Origin of the sequence: Micromonospora arida, from assembly GCF_042873195.1 — a bacterium.
GTDB classification, from domain to species: domain Bacteria; phylum Actinomycetota; class Actinomycetes; order Mycobacteriales; family Micromonosporaceae; genus Micromonospora; species Micromonospora arida.
Genome location: NZ_JBIALC010000001.1, coordinates 1197043 through 1221165, shown reverse-complemented (window position 1 = coordinate 1221165; position 24123 = coordinate 1197043). Strand labels below are relative to the sequence as shown.

Genomic DNA, 24123 nt, shown 5'->3' with positions numbered 1-24123 from the left:
GCGCGGTACGGACGGTCAGCTGGCCTGGTCGGCTGGCGGAAGGACGCTCTGCACCGCCACGCAGGGGTCCGTGGCGGGTGCGGCGGCGTGGATCGCTTCGGCGGCCCGGGCGGCGAGGTCGCGAAAGACCCTGCGCTGCTCCTCGGGTAACCCGCCCAGCACGTGGTCCTCGGCGTGGGCGACCCGCCGCTCGGCCTCGGCGAGCGTCTGGCGTCCGCGTTCGGTGGCCACGACCCGTCGGGCCCGCCGGTCCTGGGGGTCAGGCCTGCGCTCGATGAGACCGGCGTTCGCCAGGTCGTCGATGACGTAGGTCAGCACGCTGCGGTCGATGGCCAGGCGAGCGGCCAGGGCCCCCTGCGTGGGCACCTCTTCGTGCACGACGACGGCCAGGATGTGGTACCCCCACTGCCGTGCGGCAGGTCCTTCAGCAGCTCCTCGACGCGCTCGTGCCAGCGGCGCAGCACCATGCCCAGCGACCAACCGAAGTTCGAACCGCGCTTGCGGTTGGCCGGCAGTTCGCACGGATCGGTCACGGACATGTCCCGATGCTAGTGGCCGATACGTTGATCATGATCCGACATTGCGGCACCCCAGGAATGATTGGCGGCGAAGATAGGTTGTCTGACAAACGATAGGCGTATCACATGATAGGTTGATCAAACGATCGCGTGGATGGTGAAGCAATGTCGGACTACGGGCACGAACTCCGGTTTGGGTCGTTCCTGACACCCAGCGTGCACGACCCGGATCAGGTGGTGGCGCTCGCCGAGCTGACCGAGGCGGCGGGGCTGGACCTGGTCACCTTCCAGGACCACCCGTACAACGCGGAGTTCCTCGACACCTGGACCCTGCTGAGTTGGGTCGCCGCCCGCACGGAGCGGCTCCGGATCTCCGGGAACGTCCTCAGCCTGCCGCTGCGTCCGCCGGCCGTTCTGGCCCGGGCCGCGGCGAGCCTGGACCGGTTGTCGCACGGCCGTTTCGAACTGGGCCTCGGCGCCGGCGCGTTCTGGGACGGGATCGAGGGCATGGGCGCACGTCGGCTGACCGCGGGGCAGGGAGTCGCGGCCCTGCGGGAGGCTGTCGACGTCCTGCGCGGCGTCTGGGACGACACCGCCACCGGACCGCTGCGGCTGGACGGGGAGTACTACCCCGTACCCGGCATGCAACGCGGCCCGAAGCCGGCACATGACATCGACATCTGGCTCGGCGCGTACCAGCCGAAGATGCTCGCCCTGACCGGCCAGAAGGCCAACGGCTGGCTGCCGACGCTGGAATACCTGCGATCTCCGGACCGGGTGACCGCCAACCGGCTCATCGACGATGCGGCCATCGCCGCGGGCCGCGAGCCCCGGGAGATCCGGCGGCTGCTCAACCTGTTCACTGTCGACGTCTCGTCGCGCAGCCGCGGCTTCCTCCAGGGCCGGTCGAGCAGTGGGTCGACCAACTCCTTCCGCTGGTCCTCGAGGAGGGGTTCAGCACCTTCCTGATCGGGCGCGACGACCCACGCCTCATTCAGACCCTCGGGCAGGAGATCGCCCCCGCGCTGCGGGAGGCGGTCGCCAAGGAGCGCACCGGGGGTCAGGTCGGCACCGGGCCGGTCCGCACGACCGTCGCGCTGGCCGAGCGGCACCCCGGCCTCGACTACGACGCGCTGCCGCCGTCACTGACCGCCAGGTCCGTCGAGCCCGGTGACCAGGAGTACGAGCGGGTACGCCACACCTACAGCTGGCACGGCTCGCCGGCCCTGGTGATCCGTCCGCAGAACGCCGCCGAGGTGGTCGCCGCCGTGTCGTACGCCCGGACGCAGGATGTCCCACTGTCGGTGCGCAGCGGCGGGCACGGCATCAGCGGCCGGTCGACGAACGACGGGGGAGTCGTCATCGACATGTCGAGGATGAACAAGGTCGAGGTGCTCGACCGGGCAACCCGTCGGGTGCGACTGGAGCCGGGTGCCCGGTGGGGCGACGTGGCCCAGACGCTCGCCCCGTACGGCCTGGCCATGAGCTCGGGTGACTACGGAGACGTGGGCGTCGGTGGTCTCGCCACCACCGCCGGCGTCGGCTACCTGGCGCGCAGGCACGGCCTGACCATCGACCACGTCGTCGCCGCCGAGATCGTCACCGCGGATGGGCGTCTGCTCCGCGTCGACGACGAGCATCACGCCGACCTGTTCTGGGCCATCCGCGGAGCCGGTGGAAACTTCGGTGTGGTCACCGCGCTGGAGCTGGAGGCGTACGAGGTCGACAAGGTCGTCCACGCCCAGCTCGTCGCGGACGCGACCGACACCGCCGGACTGCTGCGCCGGTGGGGCCGACTGGTCGAGGACGCGCCACGGGAGTTGACGAGCTTCGTCTCCCTCTTTCCCGGCCGCCGTGGCAACCCCCCGGCTGCCCAGGTCACCCTCGTGTACGCCGGTGACGACGTCGAGGCGGCGCAGTCCGCCCTGAGCCCGTTCCTGGAGATCGGGCCGATCCTCGACCAGCAGGCGCAGCTCGTGCCGTACCCGGCGATCGTCGTGCCGCCGGGCAACCAGCATCGGGGGCAGGGGCTGAAGGACACCCGCAGCGGCCTGTTGCACCACGTCACACCGCAGGCGGCCGACCTCATGGAAAACATGATCCATTCCGGCGATGTGATGATCATGCAGTTGCGATCCGTCGGTGGGGCGGTCAACGACGTCGCCCGTGACGCGACCGCCTACCCACACCGCGAGCAGAACTTCTCGGTGCTCGCCGCCACGGTCCCGGACCGCCGGCCCCAACTCGACAAACTGTGGGCCGAGCTGTACCCGTACCTCGACGGCCTGTATCTCAGCTTCGAGAGCGGCACCGATCCGGCTCGACTGCTGGATGCCTGGCCCGAGCCCACCCTCGGCCGGCTGCGCGCCATCAAGGCCAGCTACGACCCGGACAACGTCTTCAACCGGAACTTCCCCATCCCACCGGCTGAGCCGGTCGACTAGGAAGTGTCGGCCGGCCAGCACTTCCGGAAGACGCCCTAAAGGGCGCCGGACAGGTAGTCGCGGCGACGCTGCGGTTCGAACTTCTCGATCGCGTACCGCAGCATGACCCGTGGCATGACCCGGTAGCGGCGGGCGAGGAACTCCTCCTCCGCCGCTCTGTCCCGGTTGCCCACCTCGCGCAGCATCCAGCCCACCGCCTTCCGGACCAGGTCGTGCGGGTCGTGCAGGAGCCGGTCGCCGAGTCGGAAGGTCCACTCGAAGTCACCGGCCCTGATGAAGGCGAAGGTCGCCATGACGGCGATGCGCCGCTCCCACACGAGGCTCGACTCGGCCAACCGGTCCAGGACGCTCCGGTCCCTGTCGAGCAGCCAGGGGCCGACGATGTACGGCGCGGACGAGTCCACCAGGTCCCAGTTGTCGATGCGGGCGGTGTTGGCCAGGATGGTGTCGAAGATCCGACCCCGCTCCTGCTCGTCGCCCTTGGCGAACTTCCGCACCAGGATGAACAGCGCGGTCAAGCGCTCCTCGTGCGCGCCTTCGATGAGCAGCTTCGTCGTCTCGGCCAGCGAGAGGTCGCGCCAGAACCGGGCGGCCACCGTGCGCTGGTCGGGCACGGAGACACCGAGGGCCCGGTCGCCCTCGCCGTACCCACCGGGGACCATCTGGAGGAACCGGCTCGACGCCTCGGCTCGACGTGGATCGGCGAGGCTGGCGAGTGCCCGACGCACGTCGACGCTGGTGGCCATGACCGTCGACGCTACCGGGGGTCAGCCCGCGCGGCGTAGGCGTCCGAGCATTCCATCGAGGTCCTGAACGAACAGGTCGTGGCGGAAGAAGTGCCCACCCGGCGCCTCGCGCCACTACGGCGTCCGGGTTGGGTCGTAGTACCAACTGATGAGGCCGTTTTCGTTCCCCGTGTCGATGGCACGGCCGACATTCGGGGCCAGAGTGGATGCAGCGTCGCCGCACGGTCGGCGGGGGTCCTGGCACCAAGGTCGAAAGAGGTCATCCGTGAGCGGGGAAGAGCAGCAGAACGGCAAGTGGGCGCCCTGGTGGATCTATGTCCCCGTCATCCTTGGCAGCAACTACGTCAAGCAGTACCTCGTTCAGGACCTGCCCGTGGCGGTCAACGCCGTGATCACCCTCGTGCTCGTCGGCACGCTCTTCCTGATCATCACCGTGGTGTATCGCAGCATGAGACACGTCGACCGGTAACGACGTGGAAGCGGGCGCGGTGGGGGTTCTGGCTACGCTCAGGGCATGTTCCGGGCGGCTCGGCGTCGTCGTGGAGGAATCACGGCGAGGCACCGGTCTGGGGCGGCAGATCATGGCCGACACACTCCGGACGGCATGGGATGCCGGCTGCCACAAGGCGATGCTGATGACGGGTTCGCGCAACCCCGCGACGCACGGTTTCTACCGCGCCTGCGGGTTCTCTCCCGACATCAAGACCGCGTATCTCGCCCGACCAGCGGCCTTGCCGGCCCGGAGTGCGAGCTGACCGAGCAGAAGTGGCCGTAGTACTTGGCCGCGTACTTCAGCGCACCGAAGTCGCCCATCGAGAAGCCGGCCACCGCGCGTCAGAAGGTGGTCTCGTTGGGCAGGCCGAAGAAGTCGTGCCATTTGGTGGCGCCGAGGAAGTTGGTGCCGGTGGAGAGGCCGACGTGGACGTCGTTGAAGCTGCCCTTGGTGAAGGCGACGATGTCGTCCTTGCCGTCGCCGTTGTAGTCGCCGAGGTAGGGGAACTCCCCGGGCAGGCAGAAGAGGTCGTTCCACTTGACTGTGGTGCCGACGAACGAGGTGCCGGTGGAGACGGCGGCGTAGACGTCGGCGTCGGCGTTGCAGGTGAAGGTGACGATGTCGTCGCGGCCGTCGCCGTTGATGTCGCCCACGCGGGGTTGTTCTGTCCCGACGGCGAACAGGTCGTGCCACTTCTGGGGCGCGCCAAATCTGCTTCCTGTGGAGAGGGAGACGATCACGTCGCTCGCCGTGGCCGGCCCCTGGGTGAAGGTGATGATGTCGTCGCGGCCGTCGCCGTTGACGTCGCCGAGCGCGGGAAACTCGCCGGGGATGGAGAAGTAGTCGTGCCACTTCAGGCCGGGGCCGAAACCCGTGCCGGTGGACAACGCCACGTACACGTCGGCGTTGGTGTCGTGGGTGAAGGCGATGATGTCGTCGCGTCCGTCGCCGTTGACGTCTCCGACCGCGCCGACCTCCGCGCCCGGCGCGAACCACTCGTGCCACTTCTGACCGCCGCCGAAACTGGTACCGGTGGAGAGGGCCACGTAGACGTCACCGAGAGTGCCGTGGGTGAAGGCGACGACGTCGTCCCTGCCGTCGCCGTTGACGTCGCCGCTGAGCAGGGTCTCGCCGTTGAGGCCGAAGAAGTCGTTCCACTTCACCGAGGTACCGTCGAAGGCGCTGCCGGTGGAGGTGGCCACGTAGACGTCGTTGAGGCTGCCCTGGGTGAACGCGACGATGTCGTCACGGCCGTCGCCGGTGAAGTCCGTCGGTGAACCGGCCAGGTACCGGCCCCCCGAGCCGCCGGCGTTGACCAGGGAGATGTAGTAGTTCCAGTTCCAGTTCGGCCCCGGGTCGGTGTGGTCGTTGCCGGGCAGCTCGTTGTGCCCCTTGATCGACGCACGGGTCTTCGGCAGCCCGTACTTGTCGCAGAGGTAGCGGGTCAGCGCGGCGGACGACCGGTACATGGCGTCGGTGAACCAGGCCGGATTGTCCACGAAGCCCTCGTGCTCGATGCCCACCGCGTATGGATTGGCCGAGCGCGCGTGGTAGGCCGTGTCGCCCTCGCGCACCATCTGCGTGATCTCGCCGTTGCTCGATTTCACCACGTAGTGCGCGCTCACCCCCGCCGACGGGTTCTGGAACCAGCTCACCGTGCCGGCGTACGACCCCTGCGTCACGTGCACCGCCACAGTGGTTATCCGCGCCGACCGGCCGGCCTGGTAGTTGCCGCCGTAGGCGGACACCCACCGGGCCGGCGCGTACTCCGGCACGGCCGCCGCGACGTTCGCGCCGGCGGCGCCCGCAGGGGCGACTCCCGCGTAGCGACCGAGTTCGGGTCGGAGCGGTCGAGGCGCGACCCGTACCGCTCCGGCGGCGATTCCGGTACGCAGCAGGTCGTAGACGTGGTCGGCGTAGAGCCGGGCGGTCGACGCGTCGACGGCCGCGCTGTAGCGCGCCACCACCGGATACCAGGCGGAGAGCCGGTCGCGTGCCCCGCCGGTCAGCCCCTCGTCGTCGGCCAGGTCGCGGAGCACCGCCGCACCGCCGCGGATGTTGGCGGAGGTGACCGAGCGCAGGCGGTCGACCGGTTCACCGGTGAGCGTGGCCGCCCGCTCCAGGCTGTGCTGGGTGGGATTGCTGACCAGGTGCATGACCCCGTACCCGTTGGCCTGACTGGGCAGGCCACCGTGCCCGTCCAGCCGGGACTCCCCGTAGGCGACGGCGACCAGCAGGTCCCGGGGTACGTCGAACTCGGCGGCTGCCCGGGTGAAGTCAGCGGTGAGCGAGCCGGGTGCCGCGGGTCCGGCCGCGTCGGCCGGCGCGACCGCCACCTGGCCGGCCAGCGCCGCCGCCAGTAAGAGGGTGCACGTGCGCCTGGTCAGTCGCATGAGATCTCCAATCCACTGATCACAGCGTCGTCTCGCCGTTGAGGCCGAAGAAGTCGTGCCATCGGGTGGCGCCGAGGAAGCCGGTGCCGGTGGAGAGCGCGACATGGACATCGTTGGTGGCGCCCTTGGTGAAGACGATGAGGTCGTCCCTGCCGTCCCCGTTGGCGTCGCCGAGGTAGGGGAACTCGCCGGCCAGGCAGAAGAAGTCGTGCCACTTCACTGTGGTCCCGGCGAAGCCGGTGCCGGTGGAGGTGGCGACGTACACGTCGGCGTTGGGATCGCAGGTGAAGGTGACGATGTCGTCCCGGCCGTCGCCGGTCACGTCCGTGGCGGATCCACCGGCGATGGCGTGGGTGCGGGCCGCCTCGTTGAGCTGGGCCCGGGCGGTGGCGGCCGCCTGGTCGTACCGGTCGGGGAAGCCGGACCGTTGGACGCACTGGGCGACCTGGCCCGCGCTGAATCCGGGGTTGTCACGGTCGCAGACGATGGCCCGGGTGACGTACTGGGTGCTGGCGTAGACCGGGTCCATGATCTGCTCCGGAGTGCCCCACCCGTAGTCCCAGCGCTGCTGGAACACCCCGAGCGACGACTTGTCGCCACACGGCAGGTTGTTCATGCGTGACTCGACCCAGCCCGCCTCGAAGGCGGACAGCGTCACCTTGTCGTTGGCGTTGTAGGCCCGGGCGACCCGGTAGACGACCAGGGTGACCGCCGGGTCGCGGTTGGCGGGGATGGAGGGGCAGGCCAGGGTGCCGACCGGGTCCGCGTGCGCCGGCATGGCCGGGACCGTCGTGCCGGCGACGCCGAGGGCCATCAGCAGGGCCAGGAGAATACGTCTCACGCTGCTCCTCGTCGGGTCGGGATGGCCGACGATGGCGTAACGGGACCGCCCACGACCGGGGACCGATTGCTGAGAGTTTCTTCAGCGCGCTGATGAGAGTCAATGTTCTATGAAGAATTCCTTCAGAGCATCGTTCAAGGCGGGCAGGTATTGACAGCGGTTGTCGTCGGCGGGTTTACTCGCCCGCAACCGCTGTCCAATCACGCGGCAGGGCAATGACGAGTGCGACAGGAGAGGGCAGCCATGGGCATACGTCGTCGCTCGTTGCTCGGCCGCGCCGCCGCGATCGGGGCCGCCAGCGCGGTCGGTTCCGTAGGCGCGATCCTGACCACGGCCGCTCCGGCCCAGGCGGCGGTCTGGAAGAAGCGGCTGACCGGTGCGGACCTGGACACCAGTCGCCGATGGCGGGTAGCCGGCACCGATCTGGGCATCCCGTACGTGCTGGAGAACGGATCCATCGGCTACCTCTTCGGCGACACCTTCGACACGCCGTGGCCCGAGGGCCCGCCCCTGCCGAACGACTGGCGGTCGCCGGTCATGTTGCGCTCCGCGGTCCACCCCGGCGCGCCGGGCGGAATCGTCTTCGACAGCGCCGCACGCGTCGCGGGCAACGGACGGGCACCGGAGCTGATGCACAACGGCCACTATGGCATCGGCATCGACGGTCTTCCCGAGGTGACCGTCATCCCCAACGACGGCATCAGCTTTCCGGAGACCGGTCGGCAGCTCATCTCCTACATGAGCATCGAGAACTGGAACTCCGCCGGCCCGGCCGGGCCGCAGTGGAAGTCCCGCTACGCGGGGTTGGCCTACTCCGACAACGGCAACGACTTCATCCGTACGCCGCTGAAGTGGTGGAACAGCCCGGACAACAAGGACCCGTTCCAGATGTGGACCATGCAGCGCGACGGCGAGTACGTCTACGTCTTCTCGGTCCGGTCCGGGCGGCAGGACGGTCCGATGATGCTGCGACGCGTCCGGTGGGATCGGCTGTTCTACCCCGAGTCGTACGAGGGCTGGGGCTGGAACGGCACCAACTGGGGCTGGGGGAGGCCCTGCACACCCATCCTCACCGGCCGCTTCGGCGAGCCATCGGTGCGCCGGCTGGCCGACGGAACCTGGGTGATGTCCTACCTCAACTGTCAGAACGGGTGTCTGGTCACCCGTACCGCGTCCGGACCCGACCGGGCCTGGACGGGGGAGAAGATTCAGCTGACGGGCTGGCAGGAGCCGGCGCTCTACGGTGGGTTCATTCATCCCTGGTCGAGCCGGAACGCCGACGACCTGCACCTCATGGTCTCGAAATGGACCCGCACCCCGGACGGCCGAAGCACCGCCTACCACGTCAGTCAGTTCACCGGATCGGTGTGACGGGCCGCCGAGCCGCCTTCGTCGTGGCCTCACACTCGCGTCTCTGAACCGTTGGACGCGCGTGCACGGCAGGGCTGACAACTGGAGGGGGCATGTCTTGACCCGATTGGGCGGTACCCGCCCCGAACGGTGGCGCACCAGGCAGTCGTCCGGAATGAGGTCCGCTGACGATCGCGAGTGTGGGTGCCTGATCGCTGGGTAGGGCTGAACCATGCTGAAGCGAGCGGTGTGGCAGGGACTGGTGGCGGGCATGGCCGGGGCGGTGGTGATGACGGCCGCTGAGAAGATCGAACAGCGGGTGACCGGTCGGCCCGACTCCTACGTGCCCGCCCAGGTTCTGGCCAGGCTTACCGGCCTGCCGGAAACCTCCGGGCAGCAGCCCCGGTGGCAGAATTTGGCGATGCACTACGGCCAGGGCGCACTGGTCGGTGTGCTGCGCAGCGTCATGGCGCAGGCCGGGCTGCGCGGCCCCTGGGCCTCAACGATGTTCACGGCGGTGCGCCTGACCAACGACCAGATCCTGGAGAACGCCACCGGCGTGGGGGCGCCTCCGCTGACCTGGCCCCGCCCCGAGCTCGCCATCGACGTGTTGCACAAGTCCATCTACGCGTTCGCCACCGGAGCGGTGGCCGACGTGCTCGCCGCCCGCGACGGAGCGGGACCCGGGCAGCGGCACGCGGCGCTCCGTCCCGGTCGCCACGCTGACGTCGGTCCGCTGCCCCGGGCAGCAGCACGTCGGGCATAGCCGCGGAGGTGCGCCCACGGCCAGGAAGCTGCGTGCGGGGCCGGGGAGTGTTTAGCTGCACGGATGAGTACACCCGTTCCCCTCGGTACCTGGCCAACGCCGTTGGAGGCCGCGCCCCGGCTCGCCGCCCGGCTGGGGTTGGCCGAGCTCTGGTTCAAGCGTGACGATCTCACCGGCCTCGGCGGGGGCGGCAACAAGATCCGCAAGCTCGAGTACACCTGTGCGCAGGCGATAGCCGACGGCGCCACCACTGTCATCACCTCGGGGGCTCCGCAGAGCAACCACGCCCGGCTCACCGCGGCCGCGACCGCGCGGCTCGGCCTCTCCTGTGTGCTGGTGCTCGCCGGCCCGCCCCCGGAGAGTCGGCGAGGCAACCTGCTGCTCGACGGGTTCGCCGGCGCTGAGATCGTCTGGAGCGGAGAGCGTCCGCTCGCCGAGGTGGTGGCGGCCGAGGCGGAGCGACGATCGGCGTACGTCATCCCGTTCGGCGGCACCGCTCCCGCGTCGATCCAGGGTTATGTGGACTGCGGTCGGGAGCTGCGGGCCCAGTTGCCCGACGCCGACGGGGTCGAGGTCGTCGCGGCGCTCGGTTCTGGCGGGACGATGGCCGGCCTGGTGCGGGAGTTGGGCGTGCAGCGGGTGATCGGCGTGGATGTCGGTGCCGTGCCGGACCCCCGGGCGACCGTCGCCGGGCTGCTCGTCGGCGAGGTCGAGCCGCACGCCCTGCGGATCGACGGCACCCAGGTGGGTGCGGGGTACCGCACGCTGACCGACGCCGTCCGGGCGGCGCTGGAGGTGACCGCGCGTACGGAGGGGGTCTTCCTCGACCCGACGTACACCGGTCGGGCGATGGCGGCGTTGCTGGCCGGCAGCTTCCCGCACGGCGACCGGGTCGTTTTCCTGCACAGCGGCGGGCTGCCGGGGCTCTTCGGTCACCCCGAGCTGTAGGGGCACCGACCGGGCGCGCGCGGCGGTGCCCTCCGGCGGAGTCGCGTCGGAGGGCACCGCGCCGAGCTGTCGACGGATCAGACGCTGGCGAAGTGCTCGCGGTGATCGCGAACGAACTCGGCGAAGGTCCGCGGCTGCCGACCGACGATCCGCTCGACATGGTCGTTGGTGAAGTCGCCCCACCCGGAACCGTAGGCGACCCGGTACTCGGCGAGGACCTCGGCCGACCACTGGTCGAGGTCGGCCTGGAGCAGGCCGTTGGAACGGCTGGGCTACGTCCGGCGTACGCCCGACCCGGCCGACCGCCGGGCAGAGTTGATCGTGCGGCCCGTGGCGTGGCGAGCCTCCCGGCGACCGGCGACGACACCGAGGGCTGAGCTGGCATGTGCCGGCGCCAACCGGGTAGGCCGCCGTGGCCCCGAGGGCCGGCGGAACGCCCAGGCTGACCGCTTTCACGCAGCCGAGGAGCACCGACATGCCTATCGCCGGGCGGGCCCGACTCACACCGACGGTCTCCCTGGTGCTGCTGGCGTCGATCCTGGTGTCGTTCCTGGCCGCGTCGGCGGCCCCGACCCCGCTCTACGGTGTGTACCAGGAACGCTGGCACTTCTCGCCGGTCACCACCACCGTGGTGTTCGCCGTCTACGCCCTCGCGGTGCTGGCGTCGCTGCTCACGTTCGGCAAGTTGTCCGACCACGTCGGTCGGCGGCCGGTGCTGGCCGTGGCGATCGCGGTGCAGATGCTCGCGTTGGTCGTCTTCATCTTCGCCAACGGCGTTGCGGCCCTGCTGGTCGCCCGCCTCGTGCAGGGGCTGGCAGCAGGCGCCGCCACCGGCGCGGTGGGCGCCGCCATGCTGGACATCGACCGGGCCCGGGGCACGCTCGCGAACTCGATCGCCCCCGGCATCGGAACCGGAAGCGGCGCCCTGCTCTCGGCGCTGCTCATCCAGTTCCTGCCCGCGCCGACGCGACTGGTGTACCTCGTGCTGCTCGTGATCCTGCTGATCCAGGCCGTCGGGGTCGCGCTGATGCCGGAGACGGTCACACCGATGGCCGGGGCCCGAGGCAGCCTGCGGCCGGACATCACGCTGCCCCGCTCGGTGCGCCAACCGGTCCTGGTGGTCATCCCGGTGCTCTTCGCGGTCTGGGCGCTGGCCGGGTTCTTCGGCGCGCTCGGCCCGGCGCTGATCCGCAGCCTCATGAACACGTCGATCGTGATCGGCGGTCTGGTCCTCTTCGTCTTCGCCGTCTTCGGGTCGATCGCCGTGCTGGTACAGCGCAACACCGCCGCGCGGACCGTGATCCTGACCGGAATCGTCGCGCTCATCCTGGGGATGATCGTCACGTTGGTGGCGGTCATGGCGCAGTCCATCCCGGTCTTCTTCGCCGGCCTCGCGCTCGGGGGCGTCGGCTTCGGCAGCGGCTTCCAGGGCAGCCTCAAGACAGTCATGCCGCTGGTCGAGGCGCACCAACGCTCCAGCGTGCTGTCCGTGCTCTACGTCGTCTGCTACGTCGGCTTCGGTCTCCCCACCGTGATCGCCGGCTTCCTCGTGGTCTACGCCGGCGGCCTGCCGAGGACCGCCGACGAGTACTCCGTCGCCGTCATCCTCCTCGCCCTGGTCGCCCTGTTGGGGGTGCGCAGGGCAACCCGGATGGCGTCGGGCTGATGCCGGGAAGCCGGCGCCGAGCAGGGACTCAAGCAGTAGCGTGGTGATCAGGAAGGGGGGCGGCGATGAGCCCGAAGGTGGCCCAGGGCGACGCGAGTGCGACGTCGCGGATCGAGAGCCTGGACGTCAAGCTTGAGGTGATCGTCATCCCGGTGTCGGACGTCGACCGGGCGAAGGCGTTCTACGAACGGCTCGGGTGGCGGCTCGACCAGACCCCTCCCGGCATCGTCCAGTTGACGCCGCACGGCTCCGCGTGTTCCGTACAGTTCGGCCCCGGGCTGACGTCGGCGGCACCCGGCTCGGCCATGGCGTACCTGATCGTCTCCGACATCGAGGCGGCCCACGACACCCTCGCCGCCGCCGGCGTCGAAGTCGGCGACGTCTTCCACGTCAGCCCGGACGGCCCGGTCGACGGGCCGGACCCGCAGCGGCGCAGCTACTTCTCGCGCGCCACGCTGCGCGACCCGGACGGCAACACCTGGCTGATGCAGGAGATCACCACCAGGCTTCCCGGACGCATCGAGGGCGGCCTCACGTCGTTCGGCTCCACGAGCGACCTGGCGAGCGCGCTTCGACGCGCGGCCGCCGCGCACGGCGAACACGAGAAACGTACGGGCGAGCATGACGACAACTGGCCCGACTGGTACGCGGCGTACATGGTCAGCGAACAGTCGGGGGCCAAGCCGCCCGAGTGAGCTACGCCCACGCGTAAGACCAGCTGATCGACGTGCTGCCGGTGAGTCACCTGATGACTCACCGGCAGCACCGTTTCCGTTTCGGAGTGCGCGTCGCTGTCCGCTGGGCGCTGTTCGTACGGGCGATGTACGCGAGTTGTACGCCGACCGTCCTACCATCCCCTGGACACGATGATCTTCGATCCGTGCGGCACCGCCGGATTCAGCGCCGACCCAGGTGCGTGCCGTGCCTCGTCGCCTGTGTGCGGTCCCCCGGCCGCCGGTAGGGAGGAGACCTCGATGACGAGTCCTGGTGCGGGCGGTGCGATGCCGTGACGCGGGTACGGTTTCTCGCCCTCGGCCCGCTGCACGCCGAGGTCGGCAGAGAGTGGCTCGACCTCGGGCCCGTCCGGCAACAGGCGGTCTTCGCGATCCTGCTGTTCAACGCGAACCGCGTGGTCACACCGGCGTCGATCCTGCAGGGAGTCTGGGGCGGCCAGGCCCCGCCGACCGGCACGAAGCTGATCCCGCCGTACATCTATCGGCTGCGACGCACTCTCGAGGCGGCGTGCGTCGGCCACGACGGTCCCGCGATCGACAGTTCCCGCATCGGCTACCGGCTGCGTCTCGGTTCGGCCCGTACCGACGTCGCGGACTTCGACGAGGCGGTTGAGCGGGCGGCTGCCGCCGAGACGGCCGGCGACCTCGCCGGGGCCGCGGCGCTACTGGCCGAGGCCGAACAGAGCTGGGCGGGCGAGCCGTTGGCGGGCCTGACCGGTCCGTACGCGGAGAGCCGTCGGCAACACCTGCTCGAACGCCGCATCGTCTGCCTGGAACACCGGCTGGAACTGCACCTGCGGCTGGGCGACTGCCACCGGGCGATCCCCGCGCTCATCGCCTTGCAGGCGGAGTATCCCCTGCGGGAACGGCTGGCGATCATGCTGATGACCGCCCTGTACCAGACCGGCAGGCAGAGCGAGGCGATGGACGTGTTCGGCGCCTTCCGTACCCGTCTGGCGACCGAGTTGGGCGTCGAGCCGACCCCGGCGCTGCTCGCGGCGTACACCTCGATGTTGCGCGGCGACCTGGGCCCGCCCTGGGTGTCGGGCCGTTTTCCCGAAGGACCCGCCCGGGCACGGGCGGCCACCACCACGTGATGCGCGGCGATGCCGCGCGGTGAGGCGGAACAGATGGACGACGGCCTTGCCCCGGTGCAGCCGGGGGACGCCGGATGGTTTCTGGGTCACTCCCTGCGGGAGCGGCTGACCGGCGCGGTGCCGACCGGCCCCGTCGACGAGGATCTCGGCCGGATCCGGCTGAAGATGTGGCTGGACGAGCCGGTCCACGCGAGGCGGCCCGACCTGATCGCGCAGCGGCTGGCCCAGCACGGGCTCGACGAGGCTGGTCTGATCCGGGTCCTGGGCGAGCAGCCCGAGACCGTTCGGGCCCGGTTCGACACGGCACCGGATTACGCCCGTCGGCTGGTCGAGGCCGCGCGGCGGCAACCGGCCGCCACTGTGGCGCCTGGCCACGGCGCGGCCGGACACGATGACGGCGCGGGATTCGCGGTGCTCGTCGGGCCACTGATCGCCGCCGCACTCGAACGGTTGGGCGCGCGGGTGGCGGCGCTGGTCGACGGCCACCCCCACCTCTCCGCCGAGGCGCTGACCACGCGGTTGGGCCCGGGGCCGGTCGACACCGTCAACATGCTGGTGGCCCGGACGATGGCGCTGGAACTCAACGTGCTGCGGATCCGGGGCGAGCTGTCCGGGAGCAGCCCGCACGAGCGCTTCCACGACTTCCTCCACCGGTTGGAGCAGCCGCAGCACGCGTTGCGCCTGCTGCGCGAATATCCGGTGCTGGCCCGGGATCTGGTGCGGGTCGTCGACAACTGGGAGGCCAGCCGGCTGGAGTTCGCCGAGCGCGTAGTCGCCGACCACGCGGAGCTGTCCGACCGGTGCGGCGGGCCGGACTCGCTCGGCGACCTGGCCGAGGTGAGCTTCGGGGCGGGGGACAACCACCGGGGCGGTCGCTCGGTGGCGGTCGTCCGCTTCGCGACCGGCGAGCGGGTGATGTACAAGCCCCGGCGCCTCCAGGTCGACGGCCACTTCCAACACCTGCTGGCCTGGCTCAACGAGCGCGGCGCGCACCCCGCGCTGCGGACGTTCTGGGTCGTCGACCGCGAGGTGTACGGGTGGACCGAGTTCGTCGAGAGTGGACCCTGCGCCGACCGCGACGCCCTCGGCCGGTTCCATCGGCGGCAGGGCGCGCTGCTGGCCCTGTTGCAGGCCCTCGGTGCGACGGATTTCCATCAGGAAAATGTGATCGCCTCCGGTGAGCATCCGATGCTCATCGATCTGGAGGCGATGCTGCACAACTGGCAGTGGGAGCGGCCGATCGGCGACCAGGCGGGCTACCTGCAGAGCGCCGGGGTCGGGTTGATGAGCAGGTCCGTCGTCACGGTGGGGCTGCTGCCGGCACCTGTGATCTGGACCGAGGGCAACCAGGTCAACCAGTTCGACATGAGCGGGATGTCCGGGGCCGGTGGGCAGTTGACCGCCCGGCCGGTCACGGTCTGGGACGGGTTCGGCACCGACGAGATGCGCCTGGATCGGCGGCGGGTCCCGCTCCCCGGTTCGGGGAACCTGCCCACCCTGGGCGAGCAGCGTCTGGACGTGACGGAGTTCGCGCCCGAGATCGGCGACGGATACCGCACGCTCTACCGGATCCTGCTGCGACACCGGGACGAGTTGCTGGGGCCGTCCGGCCCGTTGGCCGCGTTCGCGCACGACGAGGTGCGGGTGGTCCTGCGCGCCACCGAGTCGTACGTCCGGCTGCTCGCCGAGGCGCAGCACCCGGACCTGCTGCGTGACGCGTCGGACCGGGACCGGTACTTCGAGAACCTGTGGGCCGGGCACGAGCACCGCGAGGACCGCGACCTCCTCATCGCCGCGGAACTGGCCCAGATGTACGCCGGCGACGTGCCGATCTTCGTGACCACACCGTCGTCGACGGACCTCACCGGTGGCGACGGCACCGTGGTGCCGGGGGCACTGCGAAAGACCGGCCTGGACGCGGTCCGCGACCGACTGGTGGGCATGTCCGAAGACCACCTGGCCCAGCAGAGCTGGATCATCGAAGCCTCGCTCACCGCGCTGATCATGGGAGACCCGTCGCGGTGGCGTCCACCGAGCCGCCCGGGCGCGGTGGTCCTGCCGCCGCCGGTCGTACCCGCGAAGGTCGTGCACTCGCCTGTTGCCCCCGCCACGGTCGCACCCGAGCGCTTCGTCGACGCGGCGCGCATCATCGGGGATCGGTTGCTGGCGACCGCGCTCACCGAGGACGACCGAATCTGCTGGCTGGGCCTGAGCCTGATCGCCGACAAGGTGTGGATGCTCGGCCCGAGCGCCATGGACCTCTACAACGGCATCAGCGGCATAGCCCTGTTTCTCGCCCGGCTGGCGGACGTCACCGGCGACACCGTCTACCGGCAGGCCGCCGACCGGGCCGCCACGATGATGCTCCGCGAGGCGCGGAGCTGGCTCGCCGGCCCGACCGCGACCGCGGGCGTCGGCGGCTTCGACCACCTGGGCGGGTCGGTGTACGCCCTGAGCCACCTCACCGCTGTCCTGGACCGCGCCGACCTGGTCGACACCGCCGTGGGCCTGGCCGCGTCGATGGTCACGCACGCCACCGAAAGCCGCGAGTACGACATCATCAACGGCAGCTCCGGTGGGCTGCTGGCCCTGCTGTCGCTGCACCGGGTCACCGCGGACCCCAGCGTGCTCGACGGCGCCCGGACGCTGGCCCGGCACACGCTCAGCGGCGCGCAGCCGGTCGGCGACGGGGTCGGCTGGTCCGGCACCCTCTACGCGGACACGCCGCTGGCCGGCTTCTCCCACGGCGCGTCCGGTATCGCGACCGCCCTGGCCCGATGGGACCGGTACACCGGGAAGCGCGAGCATCGCGACACGGTGGACGCGGCGCTGCGCTACGAACGCACGGTCTACGACGAGGCGACCGGCAACTGGCGCGACCTACGCCCGGACACGCCGGAGGGCGACTCCATGGTCGCCTGGTGCCACGGCGCGGCCGGGGTCGCGATGGCACGCGCCGAGCTCCTGGGCTACGCCACCGACGACGCGCTGCTGCGCGACGACCTGCGGCGTGCGCTGACGGCGACCCTCAAGCCGAGCAACCTGCTGCACAACCACTCGATCTGCCACGGGGACCTCGGCAACGCCGAGGCCGCACTGGCCGCCGCCCGAGCCCTCGGGGACGACGAGGCGGTCCAGCGCGCCGCCGCGATCGGGGCGACCGCCGTCGCGGACATTGAGAACCGTGACTGGCGGTGCGGCGTGCCACGGGGGGTGGAGACACCGGGGCTGATGAGCGGCCTGGCCGGCATCGGCTACGCGCTCCTGCGGTGGGCCGATCCGGCGGGTGTGCCGTCGGTGCTGCTGCTGGAGCCGCCGACCGACCATCGCGGTGCCATCGATCTGCCATAGCGCGGTCCTACGGTTCCGCCGTGGAGGTCCATCCACGTATCGCGTCACCACCTATAGATGGGAGTTTCACATGGACTACATCAGGGCGTGGAAGGACCCGGTCTACCGGGCGTCCCTCAGCGCCGAGGACCGGGCCAGCCTGCCGGCGAACCCGGCCGGCTTCGTCGAGCTGAACGACCAGGAGCTCGACGGCGCCGACGGCGGCACGTGGACCCCGACTCCCACGATCACCGTGGTCACCGGGGCCGCCGGCTGCTTCTCCTTCAACGGCACCTTCTGCAACGGCACCTGCGCGGCGTTCACCGCCGGCTGTTGCGGCTGACCGATCCACCTCGGCGGGGAACCCGAACCGTCCCGCACGGGCGCGTTTCCTCGCCGGTACACCCCGAATTCCCTGAGGAGAGCCCTTAATGAACATCGTGCAAGCCTGGAAGGACCCCGAGTACCGGGCGAGCCTTTCCGCCGAGCAGTTGGCGGCGCTGCCGGAGCACCCCTGCGGCGTGGTCGAACTCGGTGACGACGTCCTGGCGCACATCGCCGGTGCGCGCACCGAGGGCCTGTGGACCCTCGGCTGCTGCGGCGGCTTCACCGCTCGCGAAACCCCGTGCGGTTCCTGTGGCGCGACGTGCGGCGGAACCACCTGTGGCACCTGCCAGACGCAGTCGACCTGCGGTCTGTGCACCGCCTGATCCACCCGCTCCACCGGCGGTGCCCGGACATCTGAGGTGTCCGGGCACCGTCCCCCGCGAGACCCGACCGCTGCGCGAGAGAGAGCACCCCCGATGACGCAGTCGCACCTGCCCGGCCACGACCCGGTGGACGTTTCGAACCCCTGCTGGTACCTGGCGTACTCCCTGCCGGAAAGGCTCGGCGGCGCGGCGCCGACCGGCTCGGTGGACGAGGACCGGGGGCGGCTCCGGCTCGATCGGTGGAAGAACGAACCGGTCTTCGCCGGTGACACGGACCTGTTCGAGAGCTGGCTCGACGCCCTCGACCTCGACGACGAGCCCACCCTGACCAGAGTGCTCGGCGAGACGCCGGAGACGGTCCGCAGCAGGTTCGCCGACATCCCGGACTACGTGCGCACCATCGAGCGCGCATGGCGCAACCACCGGCCGGGCGAGACCGCTGACAACGACCACCACGGGCACGACCATGACCACCACCACGAGCCGCACCCGCACGCCGCGTTCGTCGAGCTGGTGCGCCCGCTGGTGGACGACGGCGTCCGTCGGGTACGCGAGGCGGTGCATGCGGCCTGCGCCGAAACGCCGGGCCCACACCTCGATGCCGACCTGCTCGCCGACCAACTCTGCGAGCCGCCCTACGGGGCGATCAACCTGCTCGTCGGTCGGGTGCTCGTGCTGGAACTCAACGTCCTGCGGTTGCAGGGGCAGTTGGAGGGGGAGACCTCGCAGCAGCGCTTCCAGGACTTCGCCCGGCGGCTGCGCGACCCGAAGTACACACTCGACGTCCTGATGGAGTACCCGGTGCTGGCCCGGGACGCGACCATCCTCATCGACAACTGGGTGGACGCCCGGATCGAGTTCGCCCAGCGCCTCACCGCGGACGCCACCGCCCTGACCGCCCGGCTGGGGGACCCGGCGGAGCTGGGCAGCGTGACGGAGGTGTCGTTCGGCGCCGGTGACTCACACCGCGGTGGCCGCTCGGTCGGGTTCGTCCGCTTCGCCAACGGCGCACGCGCCGTCTACAAGCCCCGAGGACTGCAGGTCGAGCTGCACTTCCAGCAACTGCTGGACTGGCTCAACACCCGCGGCGCGCAACCGTCGCTGCGCACCATGTGGGTGCTCGACCGCGGCGACTACGGCTGGTCGGAGTTCGTCACCGCCGGGCCCTGCGCCGATCACGACGCGCTGCGCCGTTTCTACACCCGGCAGGGCAGCTACCTGGCATTGCTGCACAGCCTCGCGGCCGTCGACTTCCACCTGGAGAACATCATCGCCGTCGGCGAGCACCCGATGCTGGTCGACCTGGAAGCCCTCTTCCACCCGCAGGGCGAGCAGACGGACCAGCAGATCGGCGTCTCGGCGGAGTCGTTCCGGACGATGCGGGAGTCGGTCCTGGAGGTCGGGCTCCTGCCCCGGCCCATCATCTACCAGGACGACGACGGCGTCGGCGGCGTCGACTTCAGCGGCCTGGCCGGCACAGCCGGGCAGCTCACGCCCACCCCGGTCGCCACCTGGGAGGAGTCCGGCACCGACGAGATGCGCCTGGTCCGCAAACGGATCGAGATGGGCGGCGGGCAGAACCTTCCCAGCCTGAGCGACGCGGCACACCACACCCTCGACTTCAGCGCCGACATCATGGCCGGGTTCGAACAGACCTACCGGCTGCTGCACCGCCACCGCGACGAACTGCTGGCACCGGACGGGCCGGTGGCCGCGTTCGCCGGTGACGAGGTACGCGTGATCCTGCGCGCCACCCGCACCTACGGCAAGCTGCTGCAGGAGAGCCGCCACCCCGATCTGCTGCGCAACGCGCTGGACCGGGAGCGGTTCTTCAGCTTCCTCTGGTTGCAGGAGGAGTGGCCCGGCGCCGAGGCCCGGATCGCCACCGCCGAGCAGGCACAGCTGAGCCGCGGCGACATCCCCTTCTTCAGCACGACGCCCGCGTCGCACGACTTCGTCGCCGGAGACGGCTCGGTGGTCGCCGGGGTGCTGCCCACCAGCGGTCTGGAGCGGTCGCGGCAGCGCATCGACGCCCTCTCCGAAACGCACCTGGCCCAGCAGACCTGGATCCTGCGCAGCTCGCTCGCGGCGCTGACGATGGGCGTGGAGAGTCAAGGGCAGTGGTCGGAGTACCAGGTCACCGCCGCCACCGTTCCCGCCGACGTGGACCGGTTCGTCGCCGCCGCGTGCGCCGCCGGCGACCGACTGCTGCTGTCGGCCGACACCGGCGAGGACTCGATCGCCTGGCTCGGGCACACCCTGGTGGCCGACAAGATCTGGCAGCTGGGCCCGGTCGGGATCGACCTCTACAGCGGGTTGTCCGGGATCGCGATGTTCCTCGGCTACCTCGGCGAGGTCAGCGGCGAGCAGCGCTTCCGCAGCGCCGCCGAGGTCGCCGCCGGCATGCTGGTACGTCAGATCGACCTGCTCGACGAAACGCCGACGGAGAGCCTGGAGAACTTCACCGTCGGCGCCTTCAACGAGCTGGGCGGACCGCTGTACGCGTTGAGTCACCTGGGCGCCCTGTGGCAGCGCGACGACCTGTTGGACGCCGCCGGACGCATCGTGCCCGTCCTGCTGCACCTCGCGCCGCAGGACGAGGCGTACGACGTGATCAGTGGCGCGGCCGGAGCGATCCTCGCGCTGCTGGCGCTGCACGCGGCGCGGCCGTCGGAGCCGGTCCTCGACGCCGCCCGCACGTTCGCCCGGACCCTGAGGGACAAGGCCGAGCCGGCCGGCGACGGGATCGGCTGGGCGGGCGCGGTGAACCCGAGTCGGCCGCTGGCGGGTTTCTCGCACGGGGGGTCCGGCATCGCGGTCGCCCTGGCCCGGCTGGACCGGGCCCTCGGCAACCGCGACCATCTGCCGCTGGTCGAGGGAGCGATGCGCTACGAACGCTCGGCCTTCGACCCGGAACACATGTGCTGGCTCGACCTGCGCGACACCACGCCGGAGCGGTACTCCATGGTCGCCTGGTGCCACGGCGGGCCCGGTATCGCGCTCGCCCGCGCCGACCTGGCCGGCTACGTCGACGACCACGAACTGCTCGATCGCGACCTTTCCGACGCCAGCACCGGCATGCTGCGGTTCGGCCTGACCGGCGAGGTCATCACGGGCACCGGCAACCACAGCATCTGTCACGGCGACCTCGGTAACGTCGAGGCCCTGCTGGCCGCCGCACGGGTCCGTGGCGACGAGGACGCCGCCCGGCAGGCCGAGCTGGTGGCCGCCAGCATCCTGGACTACATCGACCGGGACGGCTGGCTGTGTGGGGTTCCGCTCGGTGCGGAGACTCCCGGCCTGATGAGCGGCATCGCCGGCATCGGCTACAACCTGCTGCGCCTGGCCTTGCCGGAGCGGGTTCCGTCGATCCTGCTGGTCGAGCCTCCGGTACCGGCGGTGGGCGGTGACCCGCGTGGCTGAGCAGCAGGTCTGGCCGTACCGGCCGCAGGCGTTGGCGACCTACCGAGGTGGCGTGCACGACGGTCAGGGGCGGAGCCCGATCCGGTCCTCACGACGGCCGCTGGTCGCGCTCGCCGTGCTGCTGCTGATCGGCGTGGGCTTCGCGGCGGTCATGCGGGTGCCGCGGACGGCCGACGGTGCCGTGATCGGTGCCGACGGGCCGAATCTGGTCTCCATGTTCGCCGGGCGCCTCAATCCGCAGCCGGCGCCGGGCACGGAGGTCACCCTCGTGCAGGAGGGTGGCCGGGCGACCCTGCGGGTCGTCCGGGCCGAGGTCGTCGACGACACCGCCGATCGGCGCTGGAACATCCCGGCGGAGGTGCCCCGGCCGATCACCATCGTCTGGCTCGCCGGAGACGCGAAGGAGAGCTTCGGCCGGCTCAGTCTCGTGGTCGCCAACCCCACCCTGCTGGAGCTGGTGCCGGGCGTTGAGGGGGTCCTCCGATGACGATGAGCTGGCTGCGACCGCGTCGCCGGGTGCCGATCATGCTCCAGATGAGCGCCACCGAATGCGGTGCCGCGTGCCTGGCCATGGTCTTCAGCTCCTACCGGCGGTGGACCTCTGTCGCCGAGTGTCGGGAGCAGTTGGGCATCGGCCGCGACGGGGCCACGGCGTTGCAGATGACCCAACTCGCCCGCCGGACGGGGATGCGGGCCCGAGGTGTCAGCGTCGACCTCGACGGACTGCCGCAGTTGCGGTTGCCGGCGATCGTGCACTGGAACTTCCGGCACTATCTGGTGCTGGAGCGGTGGGACCGACGCGGTGCCGTCGTCGTCGACCCGGGGATGGGCCGGCGGCGGATGAGCCGCGAGGAGTTCGGCGAGGGATTCACCGGCATCGCCATCGAGCTCACCCCGGGCGAGGAGTTCGAACGACGCCCCAGCCCGGGACGGCTGGCCTCGCTGCGGTTCGCCCGCAGCATGCTGACCTTCTCCCGTCCATTGCTCGGCCTGGTCCTGGTCGTCTCGCTGCTGCTCCAACTGGCGGTGCTGCTGCCCGCACTGATCACCAAGTTCGCGGTCGACACGGTGATCGGAAAGGGGCAGGTCGACGCCCTGACCGTCCTTGGCCTGGGCATGCTCCTGCTGTTGGCCACCCAGGGGGTGGGCACCTACGCCCGAGGTGCCGCTCTCAACGTGTTGCACGCGCGCATGGACGACACCATGATGCGGCGCTTCTTCGACCACCTGCTCGCCCTGCCGTACTCCTACTTCCAACTGCGCAGCAGCGGCGACCTGCTGATGCGGATGTCCAGCAACACCGTCATCCGCGACCTGGTCACCAGCCAGACGATGTCCCTCGTCCTCGACGGCCTGTTCGTCGTCGTCTACATCGGCATGCTCCTGGCGTTCACACCGCTCTACGCCTGGCTGGTGCTGGGCCTGGGTCTGCTGCAACTCGGCGCGATCGTGGCGACGTACCGGGCCATGCGGGAGCGCACGCACCGGGACATCGCCGCCCAGGCCGAGGAGCAGAACTACGCGGTCGAGGTGCTGGCCGGCGCCGAGACGGTGAAGGCGATGGGCGCCGAGCAGCAGGTCCTCGGTCGCTGGTCCGGGCTGTTCCAGACGCGGCAGTTCGCCTCGCTGCACCGCCGTCAGCTGGAGACCGGGTTGGAGGCGACGCTCGGGGTGTTCCGGATGGGGTCGCCGCTGCTCCTGCTGTGGGTCGGCGCGCACCAGGTCGTCGCCGGTGCGATGTCACTGGGCACCATGCTGGCGCTCAACGCCCTCGCCGCAGCCGTGCTCACCCCGCTGATGGGCCTGGTCAATACAGCCCGTCAACTACAGACGGTCGGCACCCACCTGGAACGGATCCGGGACGTGATGGACGAGGCCGCCGAGCAGGACCGGTCCACGTCCCAGCCACCGGGCCGCATCTCCGGGCAGGTGACGCTGACCGGGGTCGGCATGCGCTACAGCGCCAACGCCGCCTGGGCCGTACGCGGCGTCGACCTGACCATCCCGCCCGGCGCGAAGGTGGCGCTTGTCGGGCGGACCGGATCGGGCAAGACGACGCTCGCCAAGACCATCATCGGGCTGTACGTGCCCAGTGAGGGCGAGGTCCGATTCGACGGGCGTCTGCTCCAGGACCTCGACTTCCGCGAGCTGCGCCGCTGGTGTGGCATGGTCACCCAGGAGCCTGCCCTGTTCGCCGGGTCCGTCCGCGACAACATCTCCCTCGGGCATCCGTCGGCGACCTACGACGAGGTCGTCCTCGCCGCCGAGCGCGCGCAGATCCACGACGAGATCATGGCGATGCCGATGGCGTACGAGACCCGACTCACCGAGGGCGGCGGAGGGCTCTCCGGCGGCCAGCGGCAACGGCTGGCCCTCGCCCGCGCCCTCGTGCACAACCCGCCGCTGCTGCTGCTCGACGAGGCGACCAGCCACCTGGACGTGGTCACCGAGCGTCGCGTGGACGAGGTCCTCTCGGCGCTGTCGTGCACCAGGATCGTCATCGCGCACCGGTTGAGCACCGTGCTCAACGCGGACCTGATCGGTGTGATGGAGGAGGGTTCCCTGGTGGAGCAGGGCACGCACGACGAGCTGATCGCGCACGGGCGCTACTACGAGGCGCTGATCCGCGACCAGCTCCAGACGGCCCGGCCGCTGTAGCCGGGT

21 protein-coding genes and 1 pseudogene are annotated in these 24123 nt (G+C 70.5%); 17 read left to right on the top strand and 5 right to left on the bottom strand.

Translation table 11 applies throughout. The features are described 5' to 3' along the window. Positions 1-15: 15 nt before the first annotated feature. On the bottom strand, positions 16-522 hold the full coding sequence (locus ACFYP0_RS05650) for a MarR family winged helix-turn-helix transcriptional regulator (RefSeq protein WP_386994574.1): 507 nt from the start codon (positions 520-522) through the stop codon (positions 16-18). 161 nt (positions 523-683) lie between these two features. Here ACFYP0_RS05650 and ACFYP0_RS05645 point away from each other — a divergent pair, with 161 nt between their 5' ends. Then, positions 684-1487 (top strand): LLM class flavin-dependent oxidoreductase, encoded by an 804-nt coding sequence (locus ACFYP0_RS05645; protein ID WP_386994573.1) that lies wholly within the window; start codon positions 684-686, stop codon positions 1485-1487. A gap of 260 nt (positions 1488-1747) precedes the next feature. Then, the gene (locus ACFYP0_RS05640; protein WP_386994571.1) at positions 1748-2962 is read left to right on the top strand and encodes an FAD-binding oxidoreductase; all 1215 of its coding nucleotides are present in this window, start codon (positions 1748-1750) and stop codon (positions 2960-2962) included. A gap of 35 nt (positions 2963-2997) precedes the next feature. On the opposite strand, the gene ACFYP0_RS05635 is transcribed toward ACFYP0_RS05640, so the two are convergent. Beyond that, on the bottom strand, positions 2998-3708 hold the full coding sequence (locus ACFYP0_RS05635) for a DNA alkylation repair protein (RefSeq protein ID WP_386994569.1): 711 nt from the start codon (positions 3706-3708) through the stop codon (positions 2998-3000). A 265-nt stretch (positions 3709-3973) separates the two neighbouring features. Between ACFYP0_RS05635 and ACFYP0_RS05630 the strand changes: the two genes are divergently transcribed. Together ACFYP0_RS05630 and ACFYP0_RS05625 are read left to right on the top strand one after the other, a co-directional pair. Then, positions 3974-4177, top strand: a complete 204-nt coding sequence (locus ACFYP0_RS05630; protein WP_386994568.1) for a hypothetical protein — start codon at positions 3974-3976, stop codon at positions 4175-4177. Between the two features lie 4 nt (positions 4178-4181). Beyond that, on the top strand, positions 4182-4463 hold the full coding sequence (locus ACFYP0_RS05625; protein ID WP_386994566.1) for a GNAT family N-acetyltransferase: 282 nt from the start codon (positions 4182-4184) through the stop codon (positions 4461-4463). On the opposite strand, the pseudogene ACFYP0_RS05620 reads toward ACFYP0_RS05625, so the two are convergent. From ACFYP0_RS05620 to ACFYP0_RS05610, 3 genes and pseudogenes are all read right to left on the bottom strand, one after another. Then, a pseudogene (locus ACFYP0_RS05620) lies at positions 4441-4542 on the bottom strand (alpha/beta hydrolase-fold protein); the annotation flags it as partial. The gene ACFYP0_RS05625 and the pseudogene ACFYP0_RS05620 sit on opposite strands and share 23 nt — an antisense overlap. After that, on the bottom strand, positions 4543-6594 hold the full coding sequence (locus tag ACFYP0_RS05615; protein ID WP_386994564.1) for an N-acetylmuramoyl-L-alanine amidase: 2052 nt from the start codon (positions 6592-6594) through the stop codon (positions 4543-4545). A gap of 19 nt (positions 6595-6613) precedes the next feature. Continuing rightward, positions 6614-7435, bottom strand: a complete 822-nt coding sequence (locus tag ACFYP0_RS05610; protein WP_386994562.1) for an FG-GAP repeat domain-containing protein — start codon at positions 7433-7435, stop codon at positions 6614-6616. A gap of 243 nt (positions 7436-7678) precedes the next feature. Between ACFYP0_RS05610 and ACFYP0_RS05605 the strand changes: the two genes are divergently transcribed. The 13 genes from ACFYP0_RS05605 to ACFYP0_RS05545 all read left to right on the top strand — a co-directional run bounded on the left by ACFYP0_RS05605 (position 7679) and on the right by ACFYP0_RS05545 (position 24117). Then, positions 7679-8806, top strand: coding sequence for a DUF4185 domain-containing protein (locus ACFYP0_RS05605; protein ID WP_124857082.1), 1128 nt, complete (start codon positions 7679-7681; stop codon positions 8804-8806). Between the two features lie 211 nt (positions 8807-9017). Beyond that, the gene (locus tag ACFYP0_RS05600) at positions 9018-9551 is read left to right on the top strand and encodes a hypothetical protein (protein ID WP_124857084.1); all 534 of its coding nucleotides are present in this window, start codon (positions 9018-9020) and stop codon (positions 9549-9551) included. A 63-nt stretch (positions 9552-9614) separates the two neighbouring features. Further along, positions 9615-10499, top strand: a complete 885-nt coding sequence (locus ACFYP0_RS05595; protein ID WP_386994559.1) for a pyridoxal-phosphate dependent enzyme — start codon at positions 9615-9617, stop codon at positions 10497-10499. Positions 10500-10600: 101 nt separating this feature from the next. After that, on the top strand, positions 10601-10876 hold the full coding sequence (locus ACFYP0_RS05590) for a hypothetical protein (protein ID WP_386994558.1): 276 nt from the start codon (positions 10601-10603) through the stop codon (positions 10874-10876). A 98-nt stretch (positions 10877-10974) separates the two neighbouring features. Further along, positions 10975-12165, top strand: coding sequence for an MFS transporter (locus tag ACFYP0_RS05585; RefSeq protein WP_386994555.1), 1191 nt, complete (start codon positions 10975-10977; stop codon positions 12163-12165). A 65-nt stretch (positions 12166-12230) separates the two neighbouring features. Then, the gene (locus ACFYP0_RS05580) at positions 12231-12860 is read left to right on the top strand and encodes a VOC family protein (RefSeq protein WP_112588769.1); all 630 of its coding nucleotides are present in this window, start codon (positions 12231-12233) and stop codon (positions 12858-12860) included. A gap of 311 nt (positions 12861-13171) precedes the next feature. Then, complete coding sequence (locus tag ACFYP0_RS05575) at positions 13172-13996, top strand: AfsR/SARP family transcriptional regulator (RefSeq protein WP_124857092.1); 825 nt, start codon at positions 13172-13174, stop codon at positions 13994-13996. 33 nt (positions 13997-14029) lie between these two features. After that, the gene (locus ACFYP0_RS05570; RefSeq protein ID WP_386994552.1) at positions 14030-17347 is read left to right on the top strand and encodes a type 2 lanthipeptide synthetase LanM family protein; all 3318 of its coding nucleotides are present in this window, start codon (positions 14030-14032) and stop codon (positions 17345-17347) included. Between the two features lie 70 nt (positions 17348-17417). Further along, positions 17418-17669, top strand: a complete 252-nt coding sequence (locus tag ACFYP0_RS05565) for a mersacidin/lichenicidin family type 2 lantibiotic (RefSeq protein ID WP_112603060.1) — start codon at positions 17418-17420, stop codon at positions 17667-17669. Positions 17670-17757: 88 nt separating this feature from the next. After that, positions 17758-18036: a mersacidin/lichenicidin family type 2 lantibiotic gene (locus ACFYP0_RS05560; protein WP_091399738.1), complete on the top strand. Its 279-nt coding sequence runs from the start codon at positions 17758-17760 to the stop codon at positions 18034-18036. 93 nt (positions 18037-18129) lie between these two features. Next, a complete protein-coding gene (locus ACFYP0_RS05555) occupies positions 18130-21459 on the top strand; it encodes a type 2 lanthipeptide synthetase LanM family protein (RefSeq protein ID WP_386994550.1) in 3330 nt (1109 codons plus the stop codon). Then, positions 21452-21946 (top strand): hypothetical protein, encoded by a 495-nt coding sequence (locus ACFYP0_RS05550; protein ID WP_386994548.1) that lies wholly within the window; start codon positions 21452-21454, stop codon positions 21944-21946. Before ACFYP0_RS05555 ends, ACFYP0_RS05550 begins: the two co-directional genes overlap by 8 nt. After that, positions 21943-24117 (top strand): peptidase domain-containing ABC transporter, encoded by a 2175-nt coding sequence (locus tag ACFYP0_RS05545; protein ID WP_091399730.1) that lies wholly within the window; start codon positions 21943-21945, stop codon positions 24115-24117. Before ACFYP0_RS05550 ends, ACFYP0_RS05545 begins: the two co-directional genes overlap by 4 nt. The last annotated feature ends 6 nt before the right edge of the window (positions 24118-24123 follow it).

What these genes read in the sequence shown, in the direction of transcription:
- ACFYP0_RS05645 (WP_386994573.1), top strand. Translation starts at nt 684, where the DNA reads ATGTCGGACTACGGGCACGAACTCCGGTTTGGGTCGTTCCTGACACCC.
- ACFYP0_RS05635 (WP_386994569.1), bottom strand. Translation starts at nt 3,708, where the DNA reads ATGGCCACCAGCGTCGACGTGCGTCGGGCACTCGCCAGCCTCGCCGAT.
- ACFYP0_RS05615 (WP_386994564.1), bottom strand. Translation starts at nt 6,594, where the DNA reads ATGCGACTGACCAGGCGCACGTGCACCCTCTTACTGGCGGCGGCGCTG.
- ACFYP0_RS05605 (WP_124857082.1), top strand. Translation starts at nt 7,679, where the DNA reads ATGGGCATACGTCGTCGCTCGTTGCTCGGCCGCGCCGCCGCGATCGGG.
- ACFYP0_RS05600 (WP_124857084.1), top strand. Translation starts at nt 9,018, where the DNA reads ATGCTGAAGCGAGCGGTGTGGCAGGGACTGGTGGCGGGCATGGCCGGG.
- ACFYP0_RS05595 (WP_386994559.1), top strand. Translation starts at nt 9,615, where the DNA reads ATGAGTACACCCGTTCCCCTCGGTACCTGGCCAACGCCGTTGGAGGCC.
- ACFYP0_RS05585 (WP_386994555.1), top strand. Translation starts at nt 10,975, where the DNA reads ATGCCTATCGCCGGGCGGGCCCGACTCACACCGACGGTCTCCCTGGTG.
- ACFYP0_RS05580 (WP_112588769.1), top strand. Translation starts at nt 12,231, where the DNA reads ATGAGCCCGAAGGTGGCCCAGGGCGACGCGAGTGCGACGTCGCGGATC.
- ACFYP0_RS05570 (WP_386994552.1), top strand. Translation starts at nt 14,030, where the DNA reads ATGGACGACGGCCTTGCCCCGGTGCAGCCGGGGGACGCCGGATGGTTT.
- ACFYP0_RS05565 (WP_112603060.1), top strand. Translation starts at nt 17,418, where the DNA reads ATGGACTACATCAGGGCGTGGAAGGACCCGGTCTACCGGGCGTCCCTC.
- ACFYP0_RS05560 (WP_091399738.1), top strand. Translation starts at nt 17,758, where the DNA reads ATGAACATCGTGCAAGCCTGGAAGGACCCCGAGTACCGGGCGAGCCTT.
- ACFYP0_RS05555 (WP_386994550.1), top strand. Translation starts at nt 18,130, where the DNA reads ATGACGCAGTCGCACCTGCCCGGCCACGACCCGGTGGACGTTTCGAAC.
- ACFYP0_RS05545 (WP_091399730.1), top strand. Translation starts at nt 21,943, where the DNA reads ATGACGATGAGCTGGCTGCGACCGCGTCGCCGGGTGCCGATCATGCTC.